Genomic DNA, 21,207 nt, shown 5'->3' with positions numbered 1-21,207 from the left:
AAAGAGGAGGCGGATTATCCTGATTGCGAAAAAAATTTCAACCTGCTTGTATGGGCTTTTTTGTCAGAGGACTCTCCAATGGAATACCGCCCGCTCGGCCAAACCGACCTGAATGTCAGCGCACTGTGCCTGGGCACCATGACCTGGGGGGAGCAGAACGACGCCCCAGAGGCATTTGCGCAGATCGATCGTGCCAAGGCCTACGGCATCAATTTCATCGACACTGCGGAGATGTACCCGGTACCGCCGCGCGCCGAAACCTACAGCAAGACCGAACAGATCATCGGTGAATACTTCAAGCAGCGTGGCGACCGTGCCGACTGGATTCTGGCCAGCAAGATCGCCGGCCCGGGCAATGGCATCACGCATATTCGCGACGGCCAGCTCAAGCACAACCGCGAACACATCGTGGCAGCGCTGGATGCCAGCCTCAAACGCCTGCAGACCGACTGGATCGATCTGTATCAGCTGCACTGGCCTGAGCGCCCGACCAACTTCTTCGGTCAGCTTGGCTACAACCACCAGGACAGCGACTCCACGCCCATCGAGGACATTCTCGACGCGCTCGACGAGCAGGTCAAAGCCGGCAAGATCCGCCATATCGGCCTGTCCAACGAAACCCCATGGGGCACCATGAAATTCCTGCAGGCGGCCGAGCGCCGCGGCATGTCACGGGTGGTTTCCATCCAGAACCCCTACAACCTGCTCAACCGCAGCTTCGAAGTGGGCCTGGCGGAAGTGGCAATCCGCGAACAATGCGGCCTGCTCGCCTATTCGCCATTGGCGTTCGGCATGCTGACCGGCAAATACGAGAACGGCGCCCGCCCGGATAACGCCCGCCTCACCCTGTTCAGCCGCTTCGCCCGCTACAACAGCCCGGAAACCGTGGCGGCCTGTTCGCGCTATGTGGCGCTGGCGCGCGAGCACGGCCTGGACCCTGCACAGATGGCCCTGGCGTTCGTCACCAGCCGTCCGTTCGTGACCAGCAACATCATCGGCGCCACCTCGCTGGAGCATCTGGAAGCCAACCTGGCGAGCAGCGAGCTGACACTCAGCGATGCCGTGCTGGAAGGCATCGAGGCAATTCACAAGGCACAGCCCAACCCTGCGCCATAAAGCGGCGTCCTTGCGGGGCGATGTGCCTTCGGGAATATCGCCCCGCGTCCGTAGCCTGCGGTTGAGCGCAGCGATACCCAGGTTCGGTCTTGCCTACGATGGTGATGCCAATACTGCCCTGGGTATCGCTGCGCTCAACACCGGGCTACGTTGCGTGAGCTCTTTCAGCCGGCAGGGTGGGCGACAGCCCATCATATCCTTGCACCAAGCGGCCTAGAGAAGCGTGGGGCCCTTCCTATCACGCCGTGAAGCCAGGCGATCAGCCAGCCGCGTCGGCTCCGGTAACCGATAGCCGGTATCCCAGCTCAACACCAGCTCTGCTGCAGTCGCCATGCTCACCCGATGGCCCGGCGAGACGATCAGCGGCCGCACCTTGCGCTTGCTGCGTAGCATCCAGCCGATCTGCCGGCCCTGGCGATCGAGCAACTCGACCTTGTCGCCCCGCTCCTCACCCAGTTCACCGTGCGATCCGGTAAGGATCTTCTTCGCCACACCAATGGTGGGCCGGCCGCTGACGACCCCGAGGTGAGCGGCAATGCCCAGGCCACGCGGGTGGGCGATACCGTGGCCATCGACCACGATCAGGTCCGGCTCCGATGGCAGCCCCGCCAGCGCGTCGATCAGCGCCGGCAGCTCACGAAACGACAGCAGGCCCGGCACGTAGGGCATGCTGGTGGGAATGCGCGCCACGCACTCGGCGATCGGCTGCAGGGTTTGCGCGTCGAGCAGGATCGCCGCGGCGCGGGTGATGGTGCCGCCCTCCTCGAAGCCGACATCGACCCCGGCGAGCAGCCGCAGCGGCGCAAAGTCATCGTCCAGGCAAACCTGCTCGGCCAGCTGTTTCTGCAGGATTCTCGCCGCGGCCGGGGTGCCATCCCAGTCGGCGAATGGCGAGGCGGCGAGTTCGGAAAAGGCGATCATGGCGACAGCTCCTTGAACAAAGATTGCAAGACCACGCTGGACGCAGCACTGATAAAAGAAGACGATTCAGCCACAGCCTGACAGCTTCACCATCAGCTGGCCCAATCACTCGAATAAGAACAACAGCCATGCCCAGCCTGCTATCCCCGCTCACTCGGGTGAGCATTCTCGCCACGCCCGGCGTATTCGCTTCGACCCTCATGCAAGCCAGAGATTTCTTTCATATGGCCGGCTTGCGCCACGGCAAACAACAGGGCCTGGGGCTGGTGCCTACCTTCGAGGTGCGCCTGGTCAGCCCGGACGGTTTGCCGGTACGCAGCTTCAGCGACGTGCAACTGCCGGTCGACGGCCCGCTCGATGACCAGGCCGAGCTGATTATCCTGCCGGCGTTCTGGGACGATTACGACGCGCTAAGCAGCCGCTACCCGCACGTGTTCGATTGGCTACGCGAGCGCCACGCCGCCGGCGCCAGCCTCTGCGGGGAAGCCAACGGAGCGTTCTGGCTGGCTGCCAGCGGCCTGCTCGACGGCAAGGAGGCGACCACCTGTTGGCGGTTCTTCGGCGAGTTCTCCACGCGTTTTCCCGCCGTGGTGCTCAACCAGGACAAGCACCTGACCGACGCGGATAACCTGTACTGCGTAGCCGGCCCGACATCAGCGTGCGATCTGTATATCTACCTGATCGAACGTTTCTGTGGCACCAGCGTGGCGCAGAGTGTGGCCCGCGACATCCTCTACGAAGTGCGCCGCAGCTACACGCCGGGGCGCATCGGCTTCGGCGGCCAGAAGCAGCATCAGGACCCGAAGATCCTGCAGATCCAGCAATGGCTTGAGGATCACTTCGCCGAGCGTTTTCGCTTCGAAGACGTCGCCCGTGAGCATGGCATGAGCATCCGTAATTTCATGCGCCGCTTCCACGCGGCCACCGGCGACAAACCGCTGTATTACCTGCAAAGGCTGCGCATCGAAACGGCCAAGGGCTTGCTGTCGTCCTCAGCGAAGAGCATCAAGACGGTCAGCTACGAGATCGGCTACGACGATGCCAGCTTCTTCGCCCGCCTGTTCCGCCAGCACACCGGCTTGTCGCCCAACCACTACCGCCAACAATTCCAACAGCAGACCCAGCAGCCCACCAGCCGCGCCTAACCGCGGTCATAAAAAAGCCGCGCGCCCTGCTTCTCAACGAAGCGGGCGTGCGGCCTTGGCCACGTTCAGTCGATCAGGGCTTGTGCGGGCGCGACAGAAACTCGTGGGACTGCATTTCCAGCAAGCGGCTCAGGGTGCGCTGGAACTCGAAGCTCAGGCGACCTCCGGTGTACAGGTCCTTGAGTTCCACTTCGGCAGAGATGATCAGCTTGACGTTGCGGTCGTAGAACTCGTCCACCAGGTTGATGAAGCGCCGGGCCATGTCTTCCTTGGCCACGCTCATCTGCTCGACGTTGGAGAGGATCACCGAGTGGAAGATCTTGCCCAGTTCGATGTAGTCGTTCTGGCTACGCGGGCCGTCGCACAGCTCGCGGAAATCGAACCAGCCCACATCGCCGCCGACACGGCGAGCAGTGATGGCGCGGTTCTCGATCATCAGCGCTTCGTTTTCCTGCACGCTGGCTTTCTCATGCAGCAAACTCTTGAAGCTCTTCTCCAGGCTCTGCTCAGCGGCCTCGCCCAGTGGAAAGTGGAACAGCTCGGCTTGCTCCAGCGCCCGCAGACGGTAATCGATGCCGCTGTCGACGTTGACGATCTCGGTGTGCACCTTGAGCAGCTCGATGGCCGGCAGGAAGCGCGAGCGCTGCAGGCCGTCCTTGTAGAGACCGTCCGGCACGATGTTGGAGGTAGATACCAGGGTCACGCCGTTCTTGAACATTTCCTCAAGAAGCGTCGCCAGGATCATCGCATCGGTGATGTCGGACACGAAGAACTCGTCGAAGCAGATCACCCGGAACTGCTCGGAAAAGCGCTTACCGATCACGGTCAGCGGGTTCTTGACGTCCTTGAGGGTGCGCATCTCTTCGTGCACGCGCTTCATGAAGCGGTGAAAGTGCGTGCGCTCCTTTTCCTTGAACGGCAGCGCGTCGAAGAAGGTGTCGACCAGGTAGGTCTTGCCGCGGCCGACGCCGCCCCAGAAGTACAGGCCCTTTACCGGCGTGACGGTCTTCTTGCCGAACAGCTTGCCGAACACGCCGGGCTTGCTGCGATCATCGGCGATCAGTTCGTCGTACAGGCGCTGCAGGTGGCGCACGGCCTTTTCCTGAGCGGCATCGTGGAAGAAGTCCGGACGTTTGAGGTCGGCCTGGTAGCGTTCGAGCGGGGTCATAGTGCGTAAACCGGGCAAATAAAGCGGGGGCGACACTTTAGCGACGCCCCCGCGGAATGGCAAATAGCCCCTACGGGCGGCGAGGTTTTGCAGTCGGTAGCTGGGTGACTTGTTGGCTCAGACCGCCAGCCTCACCAATGGTGTCAGGCTTCTTTGCGGCGTGAACACATCACCCGGTGCGCTCAACACTCGAGACCCAATGGTCTCGCGGCGCACCGTCAAGGTGGATCGATGCAGCGTGATCCACCCTGCTGACCGGCTCAGGCTTCTTCTGGCGCCAGCGCTTCGCGCAAGCGGGTAATCGCGGCTTCGGTGGCAGCTGCGTCGGCGAAGGCCGGGCTTTCGCCAACCTGCTGCTCATCCAGCCACACGCCGAAAGCGTTGCCCTGCACACGGATATCCAGCGGCTCACCGGCCTGCAGGCGCTTGCTCGCCTGCCCGGCAGCCTTGCCGTCGGCGAAGGCTGGCGAGAGCAGCAGCTGCTCGCCGTCAACATCCAGCAAGCGGAAGCGGAAGCTGCCGTCTTCGTCGCGGAAGCTGACGAAACGGGCGCGCTTGGCGGCCTTCTTCTTGACCGTGTCGCTACCGGTCGCCTGGCTGCGGAACGAGCGCAAGCCAACCGCCTCACGCAGTTCACCGAGGAACGGCGTCGCGATCTTGCGTGCCTTGGCGGCGCCTGCGAGCAGAATGTCTTCCAGATCCGCCGGACGGGCAATCAGGGTGTGATAGCGCTCGCGCGCCTCGCCCAGCTCGGCTTCCAGCAACTCGTAAAGCGCCTGCTTGGCTTCGCCCCAGGCCATGCCGCCGACCAGCGCGGCGCGGAAGTCAGCCTGCTGGGTCGGTGCGGCAAAGGCCTGGTACAGCGTGAAGAGGTGCGAGTTGTCCGGGTCTTTGGCTTCGCCAGGCAGTTTGGAGTCGGTAACGATGCGCGCCACGGCATCCTTGAGTTGCTTGGAGTTGGAGAACAGCGGGATGGTGTTGTCGTAGCTCTTCGACATCTTGCGGCCGTCTAGCCCTGGCAAGGTGGCGACGTCTTCTTCGATCACCGCTTCGGGCAGCTTGAACAGGTCCTTGCCCTGGCCGAACAGGTGGTTGAAGCGCTGGCCGATGTCGCGGGCCATCTCCACATGCTGGATCTGGTCACGGCCGACCGGCACCTTCTGCGCGTTGAACATGAGGATGTCCGCAGCCATCAGGATCGGGTAACTGAACAGGCCCATGGTCACGCCGGCATCCGGGTCCTCGCCGGATTCGACGTTCTTGTCGACCGATGCCTTGTAGGCGTGGGCGCGGTTGAGCAGGCCCTTGCCGGCCACACAGGTCAGCAACCAGCACAGCTCGGGGATTTCCGGAATATCGGACTGGCGATAGAACGTCGCGCGGTCGGTATCGAGCCCCAGCGCAAGCCAGGTCGCGGCGATCTCCAGGCGCGAGCGCTGAATGCGCAGCGGGTCGTCGCACTTGATCAGCGCGTGGTAGTCGGCGAGGAAATAGAACGAGTCCGCATCGGGGCTGCGGCTGGCGACGATGGCCGGACGAATTGCGCCGGCGTAGTTGCCCAGGTGTGGCGTGCCGGTGGTGGTGATACCGGTAAGAATACGAGTGGTCATGTTCGGGTTCGCTTTACGTGGACCAACTGGATGATCGCGAGCGGGGCGCTGGTTCGCAACAAACGGGGCGCGGTATTTACCGAGGAAAATACCGCGCTCCCACCTGTTTGAATGGAGCCGGCGCGACGCGCAGCAGATCAGAGACGCGGCAGCAGCAGGTCTTTGAGATCCGTCAGCTTGCCATGGAAGAAGTGGCCGCATTCTGCCACTTTCAGCAGCTCGTGGGCACGCCCGAGGTTGGCGGACCAATCGTAGACGAGCTGCGGCTCGACCACTTCGTCGGCGTCCGGCTGGATGACCACCAGCGGGCAATGCTCGGCCGGCGGGTTGTCGCCGCTCAGGCGCATCACGGCGGGAGCGACCATGAACAGTTTCGTCACCTCGATGCCCTGCCCTTCCAGGCGCGCGCCAAGACTGGCGGCCACGAAGCCGCCGAAGGAGAACCCCAGCAGGGTCAACGGCAGCTCGGGATAGGTGGCACGCAGCCAGTGAGCAACGGCTTCGGCGTCATCGACTTCGCCGCTGCCCATGTCATGGCTGCCGGCACTGGCACCGACACCACGGTAGTTGAAACGCAGGGTGTGGTAACCGGCATCGCGGGCGGTGCGTTGCAGGGTCGACACCACCTTGTTGAGCATGGTGCCGCCCTGCACCGGGTTGGGGTGGCAGATCAGCGCAACGCCGCGCGCCTCGGCCACCTCTAGAGAAAGGGCCTCGAGCTGGCCGCTCGGGCCAGCGATCATTACGGGGGTTTCGCGCATGAGCAACAGTGAACTCCGTGACCTTGAACAGGGTCGACTCGTCTAGCATTTAACGTGCGCACACCAGCACTTAGCGGTGTACAGCGCAGGTTCCAGCCGTTAACGTAAAGCAAAGCCGTTTAGAGAGGAAGGACTCGTGGAACAGACGCTCACCGCCTGGTTGCTACCGGCACTTACCCTGGTCGCTGGCATCGCCATCGGTTTCCTGATCGCCCGCCTTGCGCCCAATGCCGCCCCCAGCCGCACGCAGCGTCAGCTGGACGACATGCAGGAACGTTTCGAGGCCTACCAGAGCGAAGTGGTTACCCACTTCAACACCACCGCCAATCTGGTCAAGAAACTGACCCAGAGTTATCACGACGTTCAGGAACACCTGTCGCACGGTGCCGATCGCCTGGCTCTCGACGAAGTGACGCGCCAACGCCTGCTCGCCACCTTGCACGCCGAGCCGACTGGCGAGAAGCGCGACCGCCTGACCCCGCCGCGTGACAATGAAATGCCCAAGGACTACGCGCCCAAGGGTGACGACGTGCCGGGCATGCTCGATGAAGGCTACGGCCTGAAGAACCGCTATTAAGCAGCGGCGCGAGTAACTCGAACCCCGCCGCATGGCGGGGTTTTGCTTTACGACCCCGAATCGGCAGAACAGGGAATCGATTCGATGCCATCACCCAGCCCACATCACCCTACCCGTCAGGCGCTGATGGATGCAGCACGTCAGCTGCTCGACGGCGGGCGGGCCTTCAGCAGCCTCAGCCTGCGTGAAGTCGCCCGTGTTGCCGGCATCGTGCCAACCGGCTTCTATCGCCATTTCAAGGACATGGACGCCCTCGGCCTGGCGCTGGTTGCAGAGGTGGGCGAAACCTTTCGCGTCACGCTGCGCCAAGTGCGCCGCAACGAGTTCGAACTGGGCGGCATGATCGACGCCTCGGTGCAGATATTTCTCAGTGCGGTGGAGCAGAACCGCGGCCAGTTTCTGTTCCTCGCTCGCGAGCAATTCGGCGGCTCGCTGCCCGTGCGCATGGCCCTGGCCACGTTTCGTGAAGGCATTGCCGCCGACCTGGCGAGCGACCTGAGCCGCCTGCCCAAACTGCAGCATCTCGATGAACCCGCGCGCAGCATGTTGGCCGATCTGGTGGTGAAAACCGTATTCGCCACCCTGCCGGAGCTGATCGACCCGCAGTCCGCGTCTCTGCCCCTGCACCGCCGCCCACACACGAAGATGACCGAGCAGCTGCGCTTTATCCTGATCGGTGCCAAACGCTGGCGTGGCATTGGCTCAAGCGACAGTGGCGAAGACTAGAAGCGCGCCTCCGGCAGCTGAGTAAAAAATCACCAGCGCGCTGCAGCGCACGCGCTGGTAATCCCCGAGTAAACCACCACCACGTTATCCACAGGCTGCTCCACAGTGAGAGTGGATAACCGCGCCTCCATAACGTCCTCCAGGCTTTTAACATCCTGAAAATATTGAAGTATTTATTGACTTCAACACACAGTCGGTGTGCTTTTCACGCGACCACGCAGCTGATCAAAAAACAACCATAACGTGTCAGGGCAGCAAGCCCGGGGCCTGCAGACCGACATACGCATCTTATCCACAACGCTGCCCACAGCAGATGTGGGCAATTACTGGAGATCAACCTGATGATGCCTCCAACGCTCTGTTTTACAACATAAAATTCCTGATCAGAAAAAGCGCTACGGGCTGAAAGCGCCGCACGCCAAGCCCTGCGTACGGTTGCACACACGTTCGATACAGCGTTATCAACAGCCTCTGTGCGTAACTTGACGACAGACCTGCTTTTTCACAGGCATAAAAAAGCCGCTGACGAACCAGCGGCTTGGCGTGAGACACGATTTTCAATCGACCAGGGTAAGCGCACCTTTCATCAGCGCGGCGTGGCCTGGAAACGAGCAAAAGAATTGATAGCTTTCAGCCGCATCCAGCTTGCTGACATCGAAGGTCACCGAATCCGATTCACCGCCTCCGATCAGTTTGGTGTGAGCGATCACACGCTCATCGCCCTCCTTCAAGTAACCCTTGTCGACCCCGGCCGCCATACCGTCGGTGTTGACGGCCTGCACGTCGCGGGTCTCTGTTAGCACCAGGTTATGACCCATCACGTGCTTGGGCAGATTGCCGACGTGTTTGAGATCGATAGTGAAGGTCTTGCAGCTCTTGCTGACCTTGATCTCCTTGGTATCGAAGGTCATCTGGTCGGTGGAATGCACCTCCACCGAACACTCGGCAGCCAACAACGGAGCACTGGCCAGGGCCAATACAGAGGCGACGACTAACTTGCGAATCATGGGGGTCTCCTTGGCAGTAATAAGCAGAAGCTGCGTGCAGCGTGCCCTATCGCGCGGCCGTTTCCCATGACCTGAGGCAACAGACCGCAGGCTCATCCAGAAAAGCTATCGAAGCGATCCAGACAAACAAGCGGCCGGACTATGGCACAGGCCCTACTCTGTGCCCAACGACCTGAAGGAGAGAATCATGACAATCGTTGACAGCCTGCAGCAGTGGTTTGCCGCTTACGCTCAAGGCGCGAGCGGCACGTCCCGTTAAACACCTCATATACGACCGCCAGGCGAAGCCTGAAGCGCCAGGTGGTGCCTATTACGGCCACTTCACCTCGCCCTTGATGACCTGAGCACCCAGCTCCAGAGAAGACTCATCGGCCAAGCCCGGGTAGCGGGTCTGCATCGCGCCGATCAACTGCTTGGAGTCGACTGCCTTCTTGGCCTCCTGCTCGAAAGCCAGCAGATAGTCACGGGTATCGATCACGGTTTGTGGCGAGTCCGGCTGGCTGCCGTCGGCGTTAGGCAGGTAGTGGCCTGGGATCACCTTTTTAGGTTTCAACGCGGTGATGGCGTCCAGCGTGCCCAGCCAATCGCGGCGGGATTGCTCGGTCTGAGTATCGGCCATCCACACATGGATATTGGCCGACACCGGAATGCCACCCACCACGGTTTTCAGCGATGGAATCCATACAAAGGTACGTGCCGGCTCAGGGCCACGCACTTCCAACACCTGGCCATCGACCTTGAGGGTCGGCTCGCTCAATGCCTGCGGCACCAGCAACGCTTTCGGCGCGTTGCCCTCCATGATCGGCCCCCAATGCGCCAGCTTGCCGTCCTTGCTCGCCTCGATGGCTGCCACGGTTTCCTTGGTAGCCACGATCTTCGCGTCCGGGAAGGCCTTGTGCACCACATCCAGGCCGAAGTAGTAATCCGGGTCGCTGTGGCTGATATAAATCGTGGTCAGCTTCTTGCCGGTGGCACGAACCTTCTCCACCAGCACCTCGGCGTCATTGCGCTGGAACTGCGCATCGATCAACACCGCCTCGGTCGGGCCAGACACGATCTGCGACGACACCGGAAAAATCGACTGCGCACCGGGGTTGTAAACCTCCACCTTCAACGGCTCGGCCGCCAACGCATGGCCAGCCAAGGACAGAGCAACACTACCGAACAACAATGGGCGCAACAGACGCAGAGCTTTCATGGCACAGCCTCGAAGGATGAGAGTGCGACCATCATAGAGAGCGCGATTCGCGCGAAATACGGCCTAACCTGCAATGCTTTGTTGCGCAGTACGGCTCAAATCAATGCCGCGGCCCAGCTCCGCCCAGACCATCCCCTGCGACCAAAAGCCATCACCCTCTGGTGGCGCACAGCCAGTATTTCGCAGTAAGGTCGGCCATCGCCTTTCAAGGAAGAACTAGGGCCCGCAAGAACGCATCCGACGCCCACCAGAAACACCTCGCCGCACTAATTGATGCCGAAGGCGCCTCTTAGATTCTGAACAGAATGAAAAACTCTAAAGAGCATGGACAATGAAAAAAACGCTGCTGTTAGCTCTGTTTACAATATTGTTTTACGGATGCACCACTGACATAGTCAATGTGCAAAAGCCCTCTCCAGATCAAGGCACGCAACTCCCGCGAGAAACTATAGCTGATACTCAAAAAAACATAGCAGCTGTTGGTGAAGATATGTTTACCGGAGGCAATCTCATGCTTGCCCCTGCTAAAACCTCATTCCTAACCGTCTCAATGAACGGCCCAGCCACGGCTAACATCTCGCATAAATTAAACAAAATCTCTTTTACATTACCCCCGACGACTCTTCGCTCAGAAGGCACCTCTGGAGACGGCCGCTTCTTCCGTTATCCTAAACTATTCAAAACATCTGACGGGAGACTCTCCCAGGGCGGCCTTTTGTCCAGTGATGGTCGTACAGATCACGCTGATAAAATTTATTGGCGGTGGTTAGACTCAAGGGGTGCTACCTACTACACCGCCAGATTGAGCTCCCCAGCAAAACTTAACGCAAGCTCAATTACAGAAGTAGTTTCAGACGCCGAGCAGTATCCAGTTCGTAGCGAACTTATCTATTCTGGAATACTTGATGGAAAAATTCGTTTTCTATACAGAGAGTTCACAATAGCAGGAACGCTAAAACCGTCGTTCACGCAAGATGTTACTTTGGACTACCTACCAGGAACGGAGTATGGCTTTAAAAAATCTCGATTCGTCATTCACAAAGCAGGCCCAGCAACTATTGAGTACACTTTGGTACAGGGTCTTTAGACATAACTAACTGGTACACAATATCGATAAGCCTGCACGAATATATGAATACAAACCAAACGCCGCCTCGGAAGGCCGAGCGGAATGGTAGGCGATTTAGCGCTACGGATACCGCGAGAGCCACGAAGGGGCCAAAGCTGGCCCTTCACAGCGCTTAGACTGGGTTGAGCGATGCGATAATCAGGGCGACGATTCCGGGGTGTCGCTCCGCTCGATCCAAGCTACACATTCGAGAATGGCCTCCATAAAACCACACGAACAGCAGAACCCGTAGCCTGCGGTTGAGCGCAGCGATACCCAGGGCGCCGATCCCGGGTGTCGCTCCGCTCGACCCGGGCTACATTTGAATGGTGTTTCTTCTGCAAGGGACTGCAGGCAATGGTGCTCTATCGCCGCGACAAAACGCCGGGCGCTACCTGGTTTTTCACGCTCAACCTGGCTAATCGCCATAGCGACTTGCTGGTCAACCATATCGATTTGCTACGCGCCAGCTTCACGCACGTGATACGGCCGCATCCCTGGCGCGTCGACGCCATCGTCATCCTTCCCGATCATTTGCACGCGCTCTGCACGCTGCCACCGGGCGATGCAGATTTCGCGGTGCGTTGGCGGCTGATCAAGAGCGGCGTTTCCCGGGCTCTGCCTACCGGCGAGCGCCTATCATCCAGCAAGTAGGGTGGACAACGCGAAGCTTGTCCACCATTGGGCTAAACGCAATACATCAGGCATACGCCAATGGCCCCTTCAGAAGGCCGAACGGAATCGTTGCGCAGAGGGTTGAGCGGCATGGATGCCGCGAGAGCCGCGATGGGCCAGGGATGGCCCTTCGCGGCGGGCCCTCGGAGCAATGATGGAGTGAGGGAAGTCGAGCGCAGCGAGACACGAATGATGGGGCACAGCGTTTTTGCTTACTTTTTTGGCGTTTGAAAAAAGTGAGTCGCCGTAAGGGCGAAACCGGTTTATCAGGCGATAGATAAGCGGCGCCGGAGTGCATCCAATCAAACGTAGCAGTTCGTAGCCTGCGGTTGAGCTCAGCGATACCCAGGAATTGCCGACGCAACAATCGCCACTAATAAAAAGGCCGATCACATGATCGGCCAGCCATCTACCTCACCCCACCTCAGCTATTACTCGGAAACGCAAACTGCGCGGCCTCGTGGCTCTTGCGCTGTGGCCAGCGCTGGGTGATGGATTTGCGGCGGGTGTAGAAGCGCACACCGTCGGGGCCGTAGGCGTGGAGGTCGCCGAACAGCGAGCGCTTCCAGCCGCCGAAGCTGTGGTAGGCCACCGGTACCGGCAGCGGTACGTTGACGCCGACCATGCCGACTTCGATCTCGTCGCAGAACAGCCGCGCCGCTTCGCCATCGCGGGTGAAGATGCAGGTGCCATTGCCGTATTCGTGATCGTTGATCAGTTGCATGGCCGCTTCCAGGCTGTCGACCCGGACGATGCACAGCACCGGGCCGAAGATTTCGTCGGTGTAGATGGTCATGTCCGCCGTCACTCGGTCGAACAATGTGCCGCCGAGGAAGAAGCCGTTTTCGCTGCCCGTGACGCTCAGGCCACGCCCGTCGACCACCAGCTCAGCGCCAGCGGCCACCCCGGCGTCGATGTAGCCGGTGACCTTGTCCTTCGCTGCTGCGGTGACCAGCGGGCCCATGTCGAGACCGCACTGGGTGCCCGCGCCGATCTTCAGGGCCTTGATCTGCGGCACCAGCTTCTGCACCAGCGCATCGGCGATCTGGTCACCCACGCACACGGCCACGGAGATGGCCATGCAGCGCTCACCGCAAGAACCGTAGGCAGCCCCCATCAGAGCGCTGACGGCGTTTTCGAGGTCGGCATCGGGCATCAGCACTGCGTGGTTCTTGGCGCCGCCGAGGGCTTGCACGCGTTTTCCGCGCTTGGTGCCTTCGGCATAGATGTATTCGGCGATCGGTGTGGAGCCGACGAAGCTCAGGGCTTTGACCTCCGGCGCCTGAATCAGCGCATCCACGGCGGTCTTGTCGCCGTGCACGACGTTCAGCACGCCGTTGGGCAGGCCGGCTTCGTGCAGCAGCTGTGCGATATACAGGGTGGAGCTGGGGTCGCGCTCGGAGGGTTTGAGGATGAAGCAGTTGCCGCAGACGATGGCCAGCGGGTACATCCACAGCGGCACCATGGCCGGGAAGTTGAACGGGGTGATGCCGGCGACTACGCCCACCGGCTGAAAGTCGCTCCAGGCGTCGATGTTGGGGCCGACGTTGCGGGTGTATTCACCCTTGAGGATTTCCGGAGCGGCGCAGGCGTACTCGACGTTCTCGATGCCGCGCTTGAGCTCGCCGGCGGCGTCTTCCAGGGTTTTGCCATGCTCTTCGCTGATCAGCTTGGCGATGGCGTCTTCATGCTGCTCGAGCAGTTGCTTGAAGCGGAACATCACCTGAGCGCGCTTGGCAGCCGGGGTGTTGCGCCAGGCCGGGAAGGCCTGCTTGGCTGAGTCGATGGCCTGCTGCACGGTGGCCACGTCGGCCAGGGCAACGCGGCGCACCGCCTCACCGCTGGCCGGGTTGAATACGTCGGCGCTATGGCCGCCGTGGCCATCGGTGAGTTCGCCGTGAATCAGGTGCTGGATGGTGGTCATGAAACGTCCTCGATAATTTTACGGCGGCCGGGGCGTCGCCCCCGGCACGAGAAATGGCGGCCTACCGGCGCATTGGCGCTGCTTGCGCAATACGTGCGGGGCCGGAGTTCCTACAGGTATCCATGGGCCGAATATTCACTGCTCGGCCTAACGATTCGGTGGATGGGTGAAGCGTCATCCACCCTACAACAGCCTGCTGGTCGATCAGTCCAGCTTGTTGAGTACATCGCCCACGGCACTGAATACGCGGTCGAGGTCGTCGATCTTGGCGTTGAACATCGGCCCGAACTGCAAGCCGTCGCCGCCGAAACGCACGTAGAAGCCGGCCTTCCACAGCGCGACACCGGCCTCGAACGGGCGGATCGACGGGTCGCCATCGCGCGGCGCCAGCTGTATCGCGCCGGCCAGGCCACAGTTGCGGATGTCCAGCACGTGCTTGGCACCCTTGAGGCCATGGATGGCGTTCTCGAACTTGGGCGCCAGTTCGGCGGCCTGCTGGATCAGGTTCTCGCGCTTGAGCAATTCGAGCGATGCCAGGCCGGCGGCGCAGGCGACCGGGTGGGCGGAATAGGTATAGCCGTGGGTGAATTCGATCATGTGCTCGGGCGTCGGCTGGCCCATGAAGGTCTGGTAGATCTCGCGGCTGGCGATCACCGCGCCCAGCGGCACGGCGCCGTTGGTGATCTGCTTGGCGATGTTGAGGATGTCCGGCGTGACGCCGAAGTACTCGGCGCCGGTCCATTTGCCCATGCGCCCAAACGCGGTGATCACTTCGTCGAAGATCAGCAGGATGTTGTGCTGGGTGCAGATCTCGCGCAGGCGCTGCAGGTAACCGGCAGGCGGCACGATGACGCCGGCCGAGCCGGACATGGGTTCGACGATGACCGCGGCGATGTTTGAGGCATCGTGTAACTCGATCAGCTTGAGCATCTCGTTGGCCAATTCAACGCCGCCGGTTTCAGCCGCGCCTTTGGTGAAGGCCATCCCTGCCTGCAGGGTGTGCGGCAGGTGGTCGACGTCCATTAGCTGACCGTACATTTTGCGGTTGCCGCTGATGCCGCCCAGGCTGGTGCCGGCGATGTTCACGCCGTGATAACCACGGGCACGGCCGATCATCTTGGTTTTGCTGGCCTGGCCCTTGAGGCGCCAGTAGGCCTTGGCCATCTTCACCGCGGTGTCGGCGCACTCGGAGCCGGAGCCGGTGAAGAACACGTGATTGAGCTCACCGGGCATCAGGTCCGCGACCTGCTCGGCGAGCTTGAACGACAGCGGATGGGCGTACTGGAAACCTGGCGAATAATCGAGGGTACCGAGTTGCTTGGCCACAGCCTCCTGGATTTCCTTGCGGCAATGCCCAGCGCCGCAGGTCCACAGGCCGGACAGGCTGTCATAGACCTTGCGCCCCGAGTCGTCGGTCAGCCACGAGCCTTCGGCCGCCACCACGATGCGTGGGTCGCGGTGGAAGGCGCGGTTGGCGGAAAACGGCATCCAGTGAGCGTCCAGCTTGAGCTGGCTGGCCAGTGGCGGCGTGGCGGTCTGCGGCATGTTCATGGCGGGTGGCCTCGTGGGTGGCGGGTGTCCGATGACGGGCAGGATGAGAAATCTGGCGGCAGTCGCACGTCTATCAGAAGCGTATCGGTTGTCAGCGAAGGTGCCACAGGCATAGAGTCACTCAAACCTGACTCTTCTTACCCTCAGTTCATTGGTGGCTAAACAATGAGTGCCCGACGCCCCGAGCCGCTGGCCCAGGTCAGCGACTTTGATATCCGCCTGCTCAAGCTGTTTCGCAGCGTGGTCGAGTGCGGCGGTTTTTCCGCTGCGGAAAGCGTGCTGGGCATTGGTCGCTCGGCGATCAGCCAGCAGATGAGCGACCTGGAGCAGCGCCTCGGCCTGCGCCTGTGCCAGCGCGGCCGTGCCGGGTTTGCGCTGACCGAGGAAGGCCGCGAGGTGTACCAGTCCACTCAGCAATTACTGGCTGCGCTGGAGAGCTTTCGCACCGAGGTCAACGGCCTGCACCAACACCTGCGCGGCGAGCTGAATATCGGCCTCACCGACAACCTAGTGACGGTGCCGCACATGCGCATCACCGGTGCCCTCGCCCGCCTGAAAGAACGAGGCCCGGACGTGCGCGTGCACATCCGCATGACGCCGCCCAGCGAGGTCGAACAGGGCGTGCTCGATGGCCGCCTGCACGTCGGCGTGGTGCCGATGGTCGGCGCACTCTCTGGCCTCGACTACCAACCGCTGTACGACGAGCGCTCGCTGCTCTACTGCGCGGTGGGCCACCCGTTGTTCTACGTGGACGACCGCGAGCTGGCAGACGATCGCCTCAACGCTCAGGACGCCATCGCGCCAACCTTCCGCCTGCCGCCGGAGATTCAGACCCAGTATCAGGTGCTGAACTGCACGGCCAGCGCCTCGGACCGCGAAGGCATGGCCTTTCTGATCCTGACCGGGCGTTATATCGGTTACCTGCCGGATCACTACGCAGCCGCCTGGATCAAGGAGGGTCGTCTGCGCGCCTTAAAGGCCGACACGCGTTTCTATGACCTCAACCTGGCCTCGGTCACGCGCAAGGGACGTCGCCCACACCTGGTGCTGGAGAGCTTTCTCGAGGAGCTCGCGGCGAGTGCGTAAGAGGTCGTTTTTGATCAATTAGAAGTGCGTTCGAATTGGCGGCTATAAGGCGGAAGCAGCCGTAGGGTGGATGTCGCTCTTTTCATCCACCATTGCAATCGCAAAGCGGTGGACGGGTCGGGCCGCGTAGGTGAGGCGTCATCCACCCTAAGTCTGCTCTCGCCACCACGCTGCCATGCAGTGCTTACTCGATCTTCTCGTAGCGGCCGCCACATTTGACGAAGCAGTTCTTGTAGACCTCCGAGCAGATTCGGTAGTCAGGCCCGGCGATTGCCGTGGGCTTCGGGCACATCGTTTTGAGATTGGGGTCTTCGGTGGAGTGCAGGCAGTTCTGGTAGCTCTGGTTCTGGCTGTCATAGATGACTTTGAAGCCTTGGTAAGACTCATCCTCACTGCGCTCACAGGCCCGCTGCGTTTCGTTGCACTGCTGGACGCAGGCCTGGCCTTCGGCAGTTTGCGGCGGCACTTCGCGGTACTGGGTACAACCGCCCAGTAGTAGAGCAAATGCGGGTAAAAACAGATGGCGAGACAACACGGGCTGCAGGGTCCTTAGGCAACGGTTCAGGCAGGCAACCTGAACACTCCAGACGTATCAGAGAAGCTGATGGGCTTTGCTGTGATGGCCCCCGCAAAGGTTGGTTCCCTCTTCGCCGGTCAACCTTAGCGACATACCCGGTAACAGGCTGTCGACAATCCATGAGGCTGGGCGTCTAGTCTCAAGCCATTGTCTCTTCAACCAGCCTCTGGAGCACGCCATGCCCAATCGTCGTCATTTCCTGCAGGGCAGCGCTGCCCTGATGACCCTCGCGGCCGGTAGCCAGCTGTTGCCGGGCTTCGCTTTCGCCGCGAATCCAGCCCCGCTGCTACAGCGCGAGATTCCGTCGAGTGGCGAGGCGCTGCCGGTGATCGGTCTGGGTACTTCACAAACCTTCAACGTCGGCATGGATGACGACAGCCTCGACGATCTGGATGAGGTGGTGCGCGCCTTTATCAACGGCGGCGCCAAGGTGATCGATACCGCACCCAGCTACGGGGCTGCCGAGGCGGTCACCGGCGAATTGCTGAAGCGCACCAAGACTCAGGGCAAAGCCTTCCTTGCCTCCAAGCTGTCGAGCACCGGGCGCGAGCGCGGCCTGGCGCAGTTCCAGGCCAGCCTGAAAGCGCTGCAAACCGACAAGATGGACCTGCTGCAGGTGCACAACCTGCAGGACACCACCCGGCAGTTGGCGCTGGCCCGTGAGCTGCGCGACCAGGGCAAGGTGCGCTACATCGGCATTACCCATTATCTCGAGTCGGCCCACGACGACCTGCTCGCCGTGCTCGCCGTGCTCGCCAAGGAGAAGGTCGACTTCGTGCAGCTCAACTACTCGGTGGGCGAACGCAATGCCGAGAAGCGCCTGCTGCCGTATTGCCGCGATAACGGCATCGCCACCCTGATCAACCGCCCCTTCCAGCGGGCACAACTGTTGGGCCGGATCAAGGGCAAGCCGTTGCCGGAGTGGGCCAACGAGATCGATGCAACATCCTGGGCGCAATTGCTGCTCAAGTTCATCATCGCCAATGAGGCGGTTACCGTGGTGATCCCGGCCACCTCCAATCCTCGTTATATGGTCGACAACCTCAAGGCCGGCCAGGGCCGCTTGCCCAATGCCGAGCAGCGTGAGCGTATCGTCCAGGCCTTCAGCTAAGCCGCGGGGGCAGACGCGGGTAAAGAGCAGCACGTTTTTGCCTGCAAGTGCTTGTCACCCTTGCAGCGCTGGAGTATCTGTTCATCCGCTGCCTTTGATCACCACGGAAACCCCTGATGCCCAACGACGTCCTCTCCCCCAGCGCTACCTCCGGCAAGCCGACTGGCCGCATCCGGCAGAAGAACGAAGAAGCGATCATCGCTGCCGCCGAGGACGAGTTCGCCCGCCATGGCTTCAAGGGCACCAGCATGAACACCATCGCCTTGGCGGTGGGCTTGCCCAAGGCCAACCTGCACTACTACTTCAGCAGCAAGCAGGGTTTGTACCTCGCGGTGCTGGATAACATCCTGTCGCTGTGGGACAGCGCCTTCAACACCCTGCGTGTCGAGGACGACCCGGCCGAAGCGCTGGAGCGTTACATCCGCGCCAAGATGGAATACTCGCGTCGCTACCCCAAAGCCTCGCGCATCTTCGCCATGGAAGTGATCAGCGGCGGCGCCTGCCTCTCGCAGCATTTCGGCAAGGACCACCAGAGCTGGTTCCGCGAGCGCGCAGCGGTGTTCGAAAGCTGGATCGCTGCAGGCAAGATGGATGCGGTCGACCCCATGCACCTGATCTTCCTGATCTGGGGCAGCACCCAGCATTACGCCGACTTCGCCTCCGAGATCTGCCGGGTCAGCGGCCGTTCGCGCCTGACCAAGCAGGACTATCAGGCCGCGGCTGACAACCTGGTGCGCATCATTCTCAAAGGCTGTGGGCTGCGGCCGAGCCACTGATGGCATTTCTGTTACTCGCCCAGTGCGACTTCCGCGAGGAAATTCGCAAGAGCCGCTTTCTCGCCCAGGCCCGCGCGATCACCAGTGCGGCAGACGCCCAGGCGTTCATCGATGAGGTAAGCGACCCGAACGCCTCGCACAATTGCTGGGCCTGGAAGGTCGGCCAGCAATACCGCTTCAGCGATGACGGCGAGCCCGGCGGCACCGCAGGCCGGCCAATTCTCGCGGCCATCGAGGCCCAGGGCTTCGATGGCGTGGCGGTGGTGGTCACGCGCTGGTACGGCGGCATCCAACTCGGCACCGGCGGCCTCGCTCGCGCCTATGGCGGCAGCGCCAACAAATGCCTGCAGAACGCCGAGCGTCGCGAACAGGTGGCTCGCACACCCTGCTCCTGCCATTGCGGGTTCGCCGAGCTGGCCTTGTTGAAGTCGCGCCTCGCCGAATTCGACGCGGTGCTGGAGCAGGAAACCTTCGACGCCCACGGCGCCGAGCTGCAACTGGCCGTACCGCCGTCCCAGATCGACGCCCTGCAACGCCTGCTCGCCGACATCAGCCGTGGGCGCAGCCGCCTGCACGTGCCCACCTGAGGCTTGACCTGCCGGCGTCGCCCGCGACATGGTGGTGCTTTTTGCACAGGGAGCCGCTGCATGAGCCTGCAATCCGTTCGCGCCTTCTTCGCCGAAAAGGCGCCTGATCTGCCTATCATCGAACTCGCCACCAGCACCGCCACGGTCGCGCTGGCCGCCGAGGCGCATGGCGTGGAACCAGGCCAGATAGCCAAGACGCTGGCCTTTCGCATCGGCGAGCGCAACCTGCTGATCGTCGCCCGTGGCGATGCCCGTATCGACAACCGCAAGATCAAGGAAACCTTCGGCGGCAAGGCCAAGATGCTCGACGCTGAGACGGTGGTCGCGCTGACCAGCCACCCGGTCGGCGGCGTCTGTCCGTTCGGCCTCGCCACGCCGCTGCCGGTGTATTGCGACGTGTCCCTGCGTGCCTTTGCCGAGGTGGTGCCGGCGGCTGGCGACATCCACAGCGCCGTGCGCATCAGCCCGGCGCGGATGGCCGAGCTGGTCGACGCCGACTGGGTAGATGTTTGCCTGTCGCTGCCTGTCGAAAATCCCGAGATTGCCGCTCCCTCACCGCTGGAGACCCCATGAAGCCCCACCTGCTGATTCTCAACCCGCTCAGCGACGCCAGCCTGGCGCGGATCGCCGAATATTACACCGTGACCCATGCGCCGAGTGCCGCAGCACGGGAAGCTGCCATCGCCGAACATGGCGACAGCGTGCAGGCGGTGCTGACCATCGGCACCATCGGCCTGACCGCTGAGGAAATCGCCCGCCTGCCGAAACTGGGCTTCATCGGCACCCTCGGCGTCGGGTACGAGAAGGTCGATCTGGAGGCCGCCCGCGCCCGCGGCATCGCCCTGAGCAACGGCGCCGGCAGCAACGCCGATTGCGTCGCCGACCATGCCATGGCGCTGCTGCTGGCAGCGATTCGCGACGTGCGCCGCCTCGATGTGGCCTGCCGGGCCGGTGTGTGGCGTGATGCCCTACCGATGACCGACGGCGTATGCGGCAAGCGCCTGGGAATTCTCGGCTTCGGCGCGATTGGAGAAAAACTCGCCCGCCGCGCCGCCGCCTTCGACATGCCGGTGGGGTACCACAACCGCTCGGCCAAGCCCGACAGCCCGCACCAGTACTTCACCAGCGCGCTAGACCTGGCGCGCTGGAGTGACTGCCTGGTGGTGGCGATTCCTGGCGGCCCCTCGACCTTGCACATGGTCAACGCCGACGTGCTCGACGCACTGGGGCCGCAAGGTTATCTGGTCAATGTGGCCCGTGGCAGCGTGGTGGATACCGCCGCATTGGGTGTGGCGCTGCGCGACAAGCGTATTCGCGCCGCCGCGCTGGACGTCTACGAAAGCGAGCCGCTGCCGCCGCGCGAGCTGCTCGATCTCGACAACCTGATCATCACGCCCCACGTCGGCGGCAACTCGCCCCAGGCGCTGGAGCAGTCGCTGACGCAGTTCCTCGACAATATCGGCCGGCACTTTCGCGGTGAACCGCTGCTGACGCCGATCTGATGCGGCGACCCAATTGGTGGGCTGAAGCCCACCCTACGGCGCAAAACTACGGCACATCCGTCGCAGGGTGGTCCGGGCGGC

21 protein-coding genes are annotated in these 21,207 nt (G+C 61.9%); 12 read left to right on the top strand and 9 right to left on the bottom strand.

What is annotated here, in order from left to right:
- The first annotated feature begins 78 nt into the window (after positions 1-78).
- Positions 79-1,116: an NADP(H)-dependent aldo-keto reductase gene (locus tag BLS60_RS19005; protein WP_092371153.1), complete on the top strand. Its 1,038-nt coding sequence runs from the start codon at positions 79-81 to the stop codon at positions 1,114-1,116.
- 213 nt (positions 1,117-1,329) lie between these two features.
- On the opposite strand, the gene nfi is transcribed toward BLS60_RS19005, so the two are convergent.
- Positions 1,330-2,037, bottom strand: a complete 708-nt coding sequence (nfi, locus tag BLS60_RS19000) for a deoxyribonuclease V (RefSeq protein WP_092371150.1) — start codon at positions 2,035-2,037, stop codon at positions 1,330-1,332.
- Between the two features lie 128 nt (positions 2,038-2,165).
- On the opposite strand from nfi, the gene BLS60_RS18995 reads away from it, so the two are divergent.
- The gene (locus BLS60_RS18995; RefSeq protein ID WP_070882724.1) at positions 2,166-3,182 is read left to right on the top strand and encodes a GlxA family transcriptional regulator; all 1,017 of its coding nucleotides are present in this window, start codon (positions 2,166-2,168) and stop codon (positions 3,180-3,182) included.
- A 73-nt stretch (positions 3,183-3,255) separates the two neighbouring features.
- Here the strand turns inward: BLS60_RS18995 and zapE are convergent, their stop codons facing one another.
- The 3 genes from zapE to BLS60_RS18980 form a co-directional block, all read right to left on the bottom strand.
- Positions 3,256-4,350 carry a cell division protein ZapE gene (gene zapE / locus BLS60_RS18990; RefSeq protein ID WP_070882723.1) on the bottom strand — a complete coding sequence of 365 codons (1,095 nt, stop codon included), beginning with the start codon at positions 4,348-4,350 and terminating at the stop codon, positions 3,256-3,258.
- A 260-nt stretch (positions 4,351-4,610) separates the two neighbouring features.
- Positions 4,611-5,960, bottom strand: coding sequence for a tryptophan--tRNA ligase (locus BLS60_RS18985; protein WP_092371147.1), 1,350 nt, complete (start codon positions 5,958-5,960; stop codon positions 4,611-4,613).
- A gap of 137 nt (positions 5,961-6,097) precedes the next feature.
- Positions 6,098-6,727, bottom strand: a complete 630-nt coding sequence (locus BLS60_RS18980) for an alpha/beta hydrolase (protein ID WP_092371144.1) — start codon at positions 6,725-6,727, stop codon at positions 6,098-6,100.
- A 130-nt stretch (positions 6,728-6,857) separates the two neighbouring features.
- Between BLS60_RS18980 and BLS60_RS18975 the strand changes: the two genes are divergently transcribed.
- Together BLS60_RS18975 and BLS60_RS18970 are read left to right on the top strand one after the other, a co-directional pair.
- The gene (locus BLS60_RS18975; protein ID WP_070882720.1) at positions 6,858-7,298 is read left to right on the top strand and encodes a Z-ring associated ZapG family protein; all 441 of its coding nucleotides are present in this window, start codon (positions 6,858-6,860) and stop codon (positions 7,296-7,298) included.
- A gap of 84 nt (positions 7,299-7,382) precedes the next feature.
- Positions 7,383-8,024, top strand: coding sequence for a TetR family transcriptional regulator (locus BLS60_RS18970; RefSeq protein ID WP_070882719.1), 642 nt, complete (start codon positions 7,383-7,385; stop codon positions 8,022-8,024).
- Positions 8,025-8,581: 557 nt separating this feature from the next.
- Here the strand turns inward: BLS60_RS18970 and azu are convergent.
- The gene (gene azu, locus BLS60_RS18965; protein WP_092371141.1) at positions 8,582-9,031 is read right to left on the bottom strand and encodes an azurin; all 450 of its coding nucleotides are present in this window, start codon (positions 9,029-9,031) and stop codon (positions 8,582-8,584) included.
- A gap of 310 nt (positions 9,032-9,341) precedes the next feature.
- Positions 9,342-10,229 (bottom strand): MBL fold metallo-hydrolase, encoded by an 888-nt coding sequence (locus tag BLS60_RS18960; protein WP_092371138.1) that lies wholly within the window; start codon positions 10,227-10,229, stop codon positions 9,342-9,344.
- A gap of 331 nt (positions 10,230-10,560) precedes the next feature.
- On the opposite strand from BLS60_RS18960, the gene BLS60_RS21410 reads away from it, so the two are divergent.
- Positions 10,561-11,316, top strand: a complete 756-nt coding sequence (locus BLS60_RS21410) for a hypothetical protein (protein ID WP_143024628.1) — start codon at positions 10,561-10,563, stop codon at positions 11,314-11,316.
- Positions 11,317-11,694: 378 nt separating this feature from the next.
- Positions 11,695-11,991: an REP-associated tyrosine transposase gene (locus BLS60_RS18955; protein ID WP_208597323.1), complete on the top strand. Its 297-nt coding sequence runs from the start codon at positions 11,695-11,697 to the stop codon at positions 11,989-11,991.
- A gap of 445 nt (positions 11,992-12,436) precedes the next feature.
- On the opposite strand, the gene BLS60_RS18945 is transcribed toward BLS60_RS18955, so the two are convergent.
- Positions 12,437-13,936: a CoA-acylating methylmalonate-semialdehyde dehydrogenase gene (locus tag BLS60_RS18945; protein ID WP_092371135.1), complete on the bottom strand. Its 1,500-nt coding sequence runs from the start codon at positions 13,934-13,936 to the stop codon at positions 12,437-12,439.
- Positions 13,937-14,140: 204 nt separating this feature from the next.
- Positions 14,141-15,487, bottom strand: a complete 1,347-nt coding sequence (gene aptA, locus BLS60_RS18940) for an omega-aminotransferase AptA (protein ID WP_070882713.1) — start codon at positions 15,485-15,487, stop codon at positions 14,141-14,143.
- A 165-nt stretch (positions 15,488-15,652) separates the two neighbouring features.
- Between aptA and BLS60_RS18935 the strand changes: the two genes are divergently transcribed.
- On the top strand, positions 15,653-16,573 hold the full coding sequence (locus BLS60_RS18935; protein ID WP_070882712.1) for a LysR family transcriptional regulator: 921 nt from the start codon (positions 15,653-15,655) through the stop codon (positions 16,571-16,573).
- Between the two features lie 184 nt (positions 16,574-16,757).
- On the opposite strand, the gene BLS60_RS18930 is transcribed toward BLS60_RS18935, so the two are convergent.
- Positions 16,758-17,108: a hypothetical protein gene (locus BLS60_RS18930; RefSeq protein ID WP_092371132.1), complete on the bottom strand. Its 351-nt coding sequence runs from the start codon at positions 17,106-17,108 to the stop codon at positions 16,758-16,760.
- Positions 17,109-17,328: 220 nt separating this feature from the next.
- Between BLS60_RS18930 and BLS60_RS18925 the strand changes: the two genes are divergently transcribed.
- The 5 genes from BLS60_RS18925 (at position 17,329) to BLS60_RS18905 (ending at position 21,126) form a co-directional block, all read left to right on the top strand.
- Positions 17,329-18,261 (top strand): aldo/keto reductase, encoded by a 933-nt coding sequence (locus BLS60_RS18925; RefSeq protein ID WP_092371129.1) that lies wholly within the window; start codon positions 17,329-17,331, stop codon positions 18,259-18,261.
- Positions 18,262-18,377: 116 nt separating this feature from the next.
- Positions 18,378-19,037 carry a TetR/AcrR family transcriptional regulator gene (locus tag BLS60_RS18920; protein ID WP_092371126.1) on the top strand — a complete coding sequence of 220 codons (660 nt, stop codon included), beginning with the start codon at positions 18,378-18,380 and terminating at the stop codon, positions 19,035-19,037.
- Complete coding sequence (locus tag BLS60_RS18915) at positions 19,037-19,624, top strand: IMPACT family protein (RefSeq protein ID WP_092371123.1); 588 nt, start codon at positions 19,037-19,039, stop codon at positions 19,622-19,624. Before BLS60_RS18920 ends, BLS60_RS18915 begins: the two co-directional genes overlap by 1 nt.
- Before the next feature lie 60 nt (positions 19,625-19,684).
- On the top strand, positions 19,685-20,197 hold the full coding sequence (locus tag BLS60_RS18910) for a YbaK/EbsC family protein (RefSeq protein ID WP_092371120.1): 513 nt from the start codon (positions 19,685-19,687) through the stop codon (positions 20,195-20,197).
- Positions 20,194-21,126, top strand: a complete 933-nt coding sequence (locus BLS60_RS18905; protein ID WP_092371117.1) for a 2-hydroxyacid dehydrogenase — start codon at positions 20,194-20,196, stop codon at positions 21,124-21,126. Before BLS60_RS18910 ends, BLS60_RS18905 begins: the two co-directional genes overlap by 4 nt.
- Positions 21,127-21,207: the final 81 nt, after the last annotated feature.

It is taken from the genome of Phytopseudomonas seleniipraecipitans, assembly GCF_900102335.1.
Lineage (GTDB): Bacteria > Pseudomonadota > Gammaproteobacteria > Pseudomonadales > Pseudomonadaceae > Aquipseudomonas > Aquipseudomonas seleniipraecipitans.
This window is presented reverse-complemented; position numbering and strand designations above follow the sequence as displayed.

What these genes read in the sequence shown, in the direction of transcription:
- BLS60_RS19005 (WP_092371153.1), top strand. Translation starts at nt 79, where the DNA reads ATGGAATACCGCCCGCTCGGCCAAACCGACCTGAATGTCAGCGCACTG.
- nfi (WP_092371150.1), bottom strand. Translation starts at nt 2,037, where the DNA reads ATGATCGCCTTTTCCGAACTCGCCGCCTCGCCATTCGCCGACTGGGAT.
- BLS60_RS18995 (WP_070882724.1), top strand. Translation starts at nt 2,166, where the DNA reads ATGCCCAGCCTGCTATCCCCGCTCACTCGGGTGAGCATTCTCGCCACG.
- zapE (WP_070882723.1), bottom strand. Translation starts at nt 4,350, where the DNA reads ATGACCCCGCTCGAACGCTACCAGGCCGACCTCAAACGTCCGGACTTC.
- BLS60_RS18985 (WP_092371147.1), bottom strand. Translation starts at nt 5,960, where the DNA reads ATGACCACTCGTATTCTTACCGGTATCACCACCACCGGCACGCCACAC.
- BLS60_RS18970 (WP_070882719.1), top strand. Translation starts at nt 7,383, where the DNA reads ATGCCATCACCCAGCCCACATCACCCTACCCGTCAGGCGCTGATGGAT.
- azu (WP_092371141.1), bottom strand. Translation starts at nt 9,031, where the DNA reads ATGATTCGCAAGTTAGTCGTCGCCTCTGTATTGGCCCTGGCCAGTGCT.
- BLS60_RS18960 (WP_092371138.1), bottom strand. Translation starts at nt 10,229, where the DNA reads ATGAAAGCTCTGCGTCTGTTGCGCCCATTGTTGTTCGGTAGTGTTGCT.
- BLS60_RS21410 (WP_143024628.1), top strand. Translation starts at nt 10,561, where the DNA reads ATGAAAAAAACGCTGCTGTTAGCTCTGTTTACAATATTGTTTTACGGA.
- BLS60_RS18955 (WP_208597323.1), top strand. Translation starts at nt 11,695, where the DNA reads ATGGTGCTCTATCGCCGCGACAAAACGCCGGGCGCTACCTGGTTTTTC.
- BLS60_RS18945 (WP_092371135.1), bottom strand. Translation starts at nt 13,936, where the DNA reads ATGACCACCATCCAGCACCTGATTCACGGCGAACTCACCGATGGCCAC.
- aptA (WP_070882713.1), bottom strand. Translation starts at nt 15,487, where the DNA reads ATGAACATGCCGCAGACCGCCACGCCGCCACTGGCCAGCCAGCTCAAG.
- BLS60_RS18935 (WP_070882712.1), top strand. Translation starts at nt 15,653, where the DNA reads ATGAGTGCCCGACGCCCCGAGCCGCTGGCCCAGGTCAGCGACTTTGAT.
- BLS60_RS18925 (WP_092371129.1), top strand. Translation starts at nt 17,329, where the DNA reads ATGCCCAATCGTCGTCATTTCCTGCAGGGCAGCGCTGCCCTGATGACC.
- BLS60_RS18920 (WP_092371126.1), top strand. Translation starts at nt 18,378, where the DNA reads ATGCCCAACGACGTCCTCTCCCCCAGCGCTACCTCCGGCAAGCCGACT.
- BLS60_RS18915 (WP_092371123.1), top strand. Translation starts at nt 19,037, where the DNA reads ATGGCATTTCTGTTACTCGCCCAGTGCGACTTCCGCGAGGAAATTCGC.
- BLS60_RS18910 (WP_092371120.1), top strand. Translation starts at nt 19,685, where the DNA reads ATGAGCCTGCAATCCGTTCGCGCCTTCTTCGCCGAAAAGGCGCCTGAT.
- BLS60_RS18905 (WP_092371117.1), top strand. Translation starts at nt 20,194, where the DNA reads ATGAAGCCCCACCTGCTGATTCTCAACCCGCTCAGCGACGCCAGCCTG.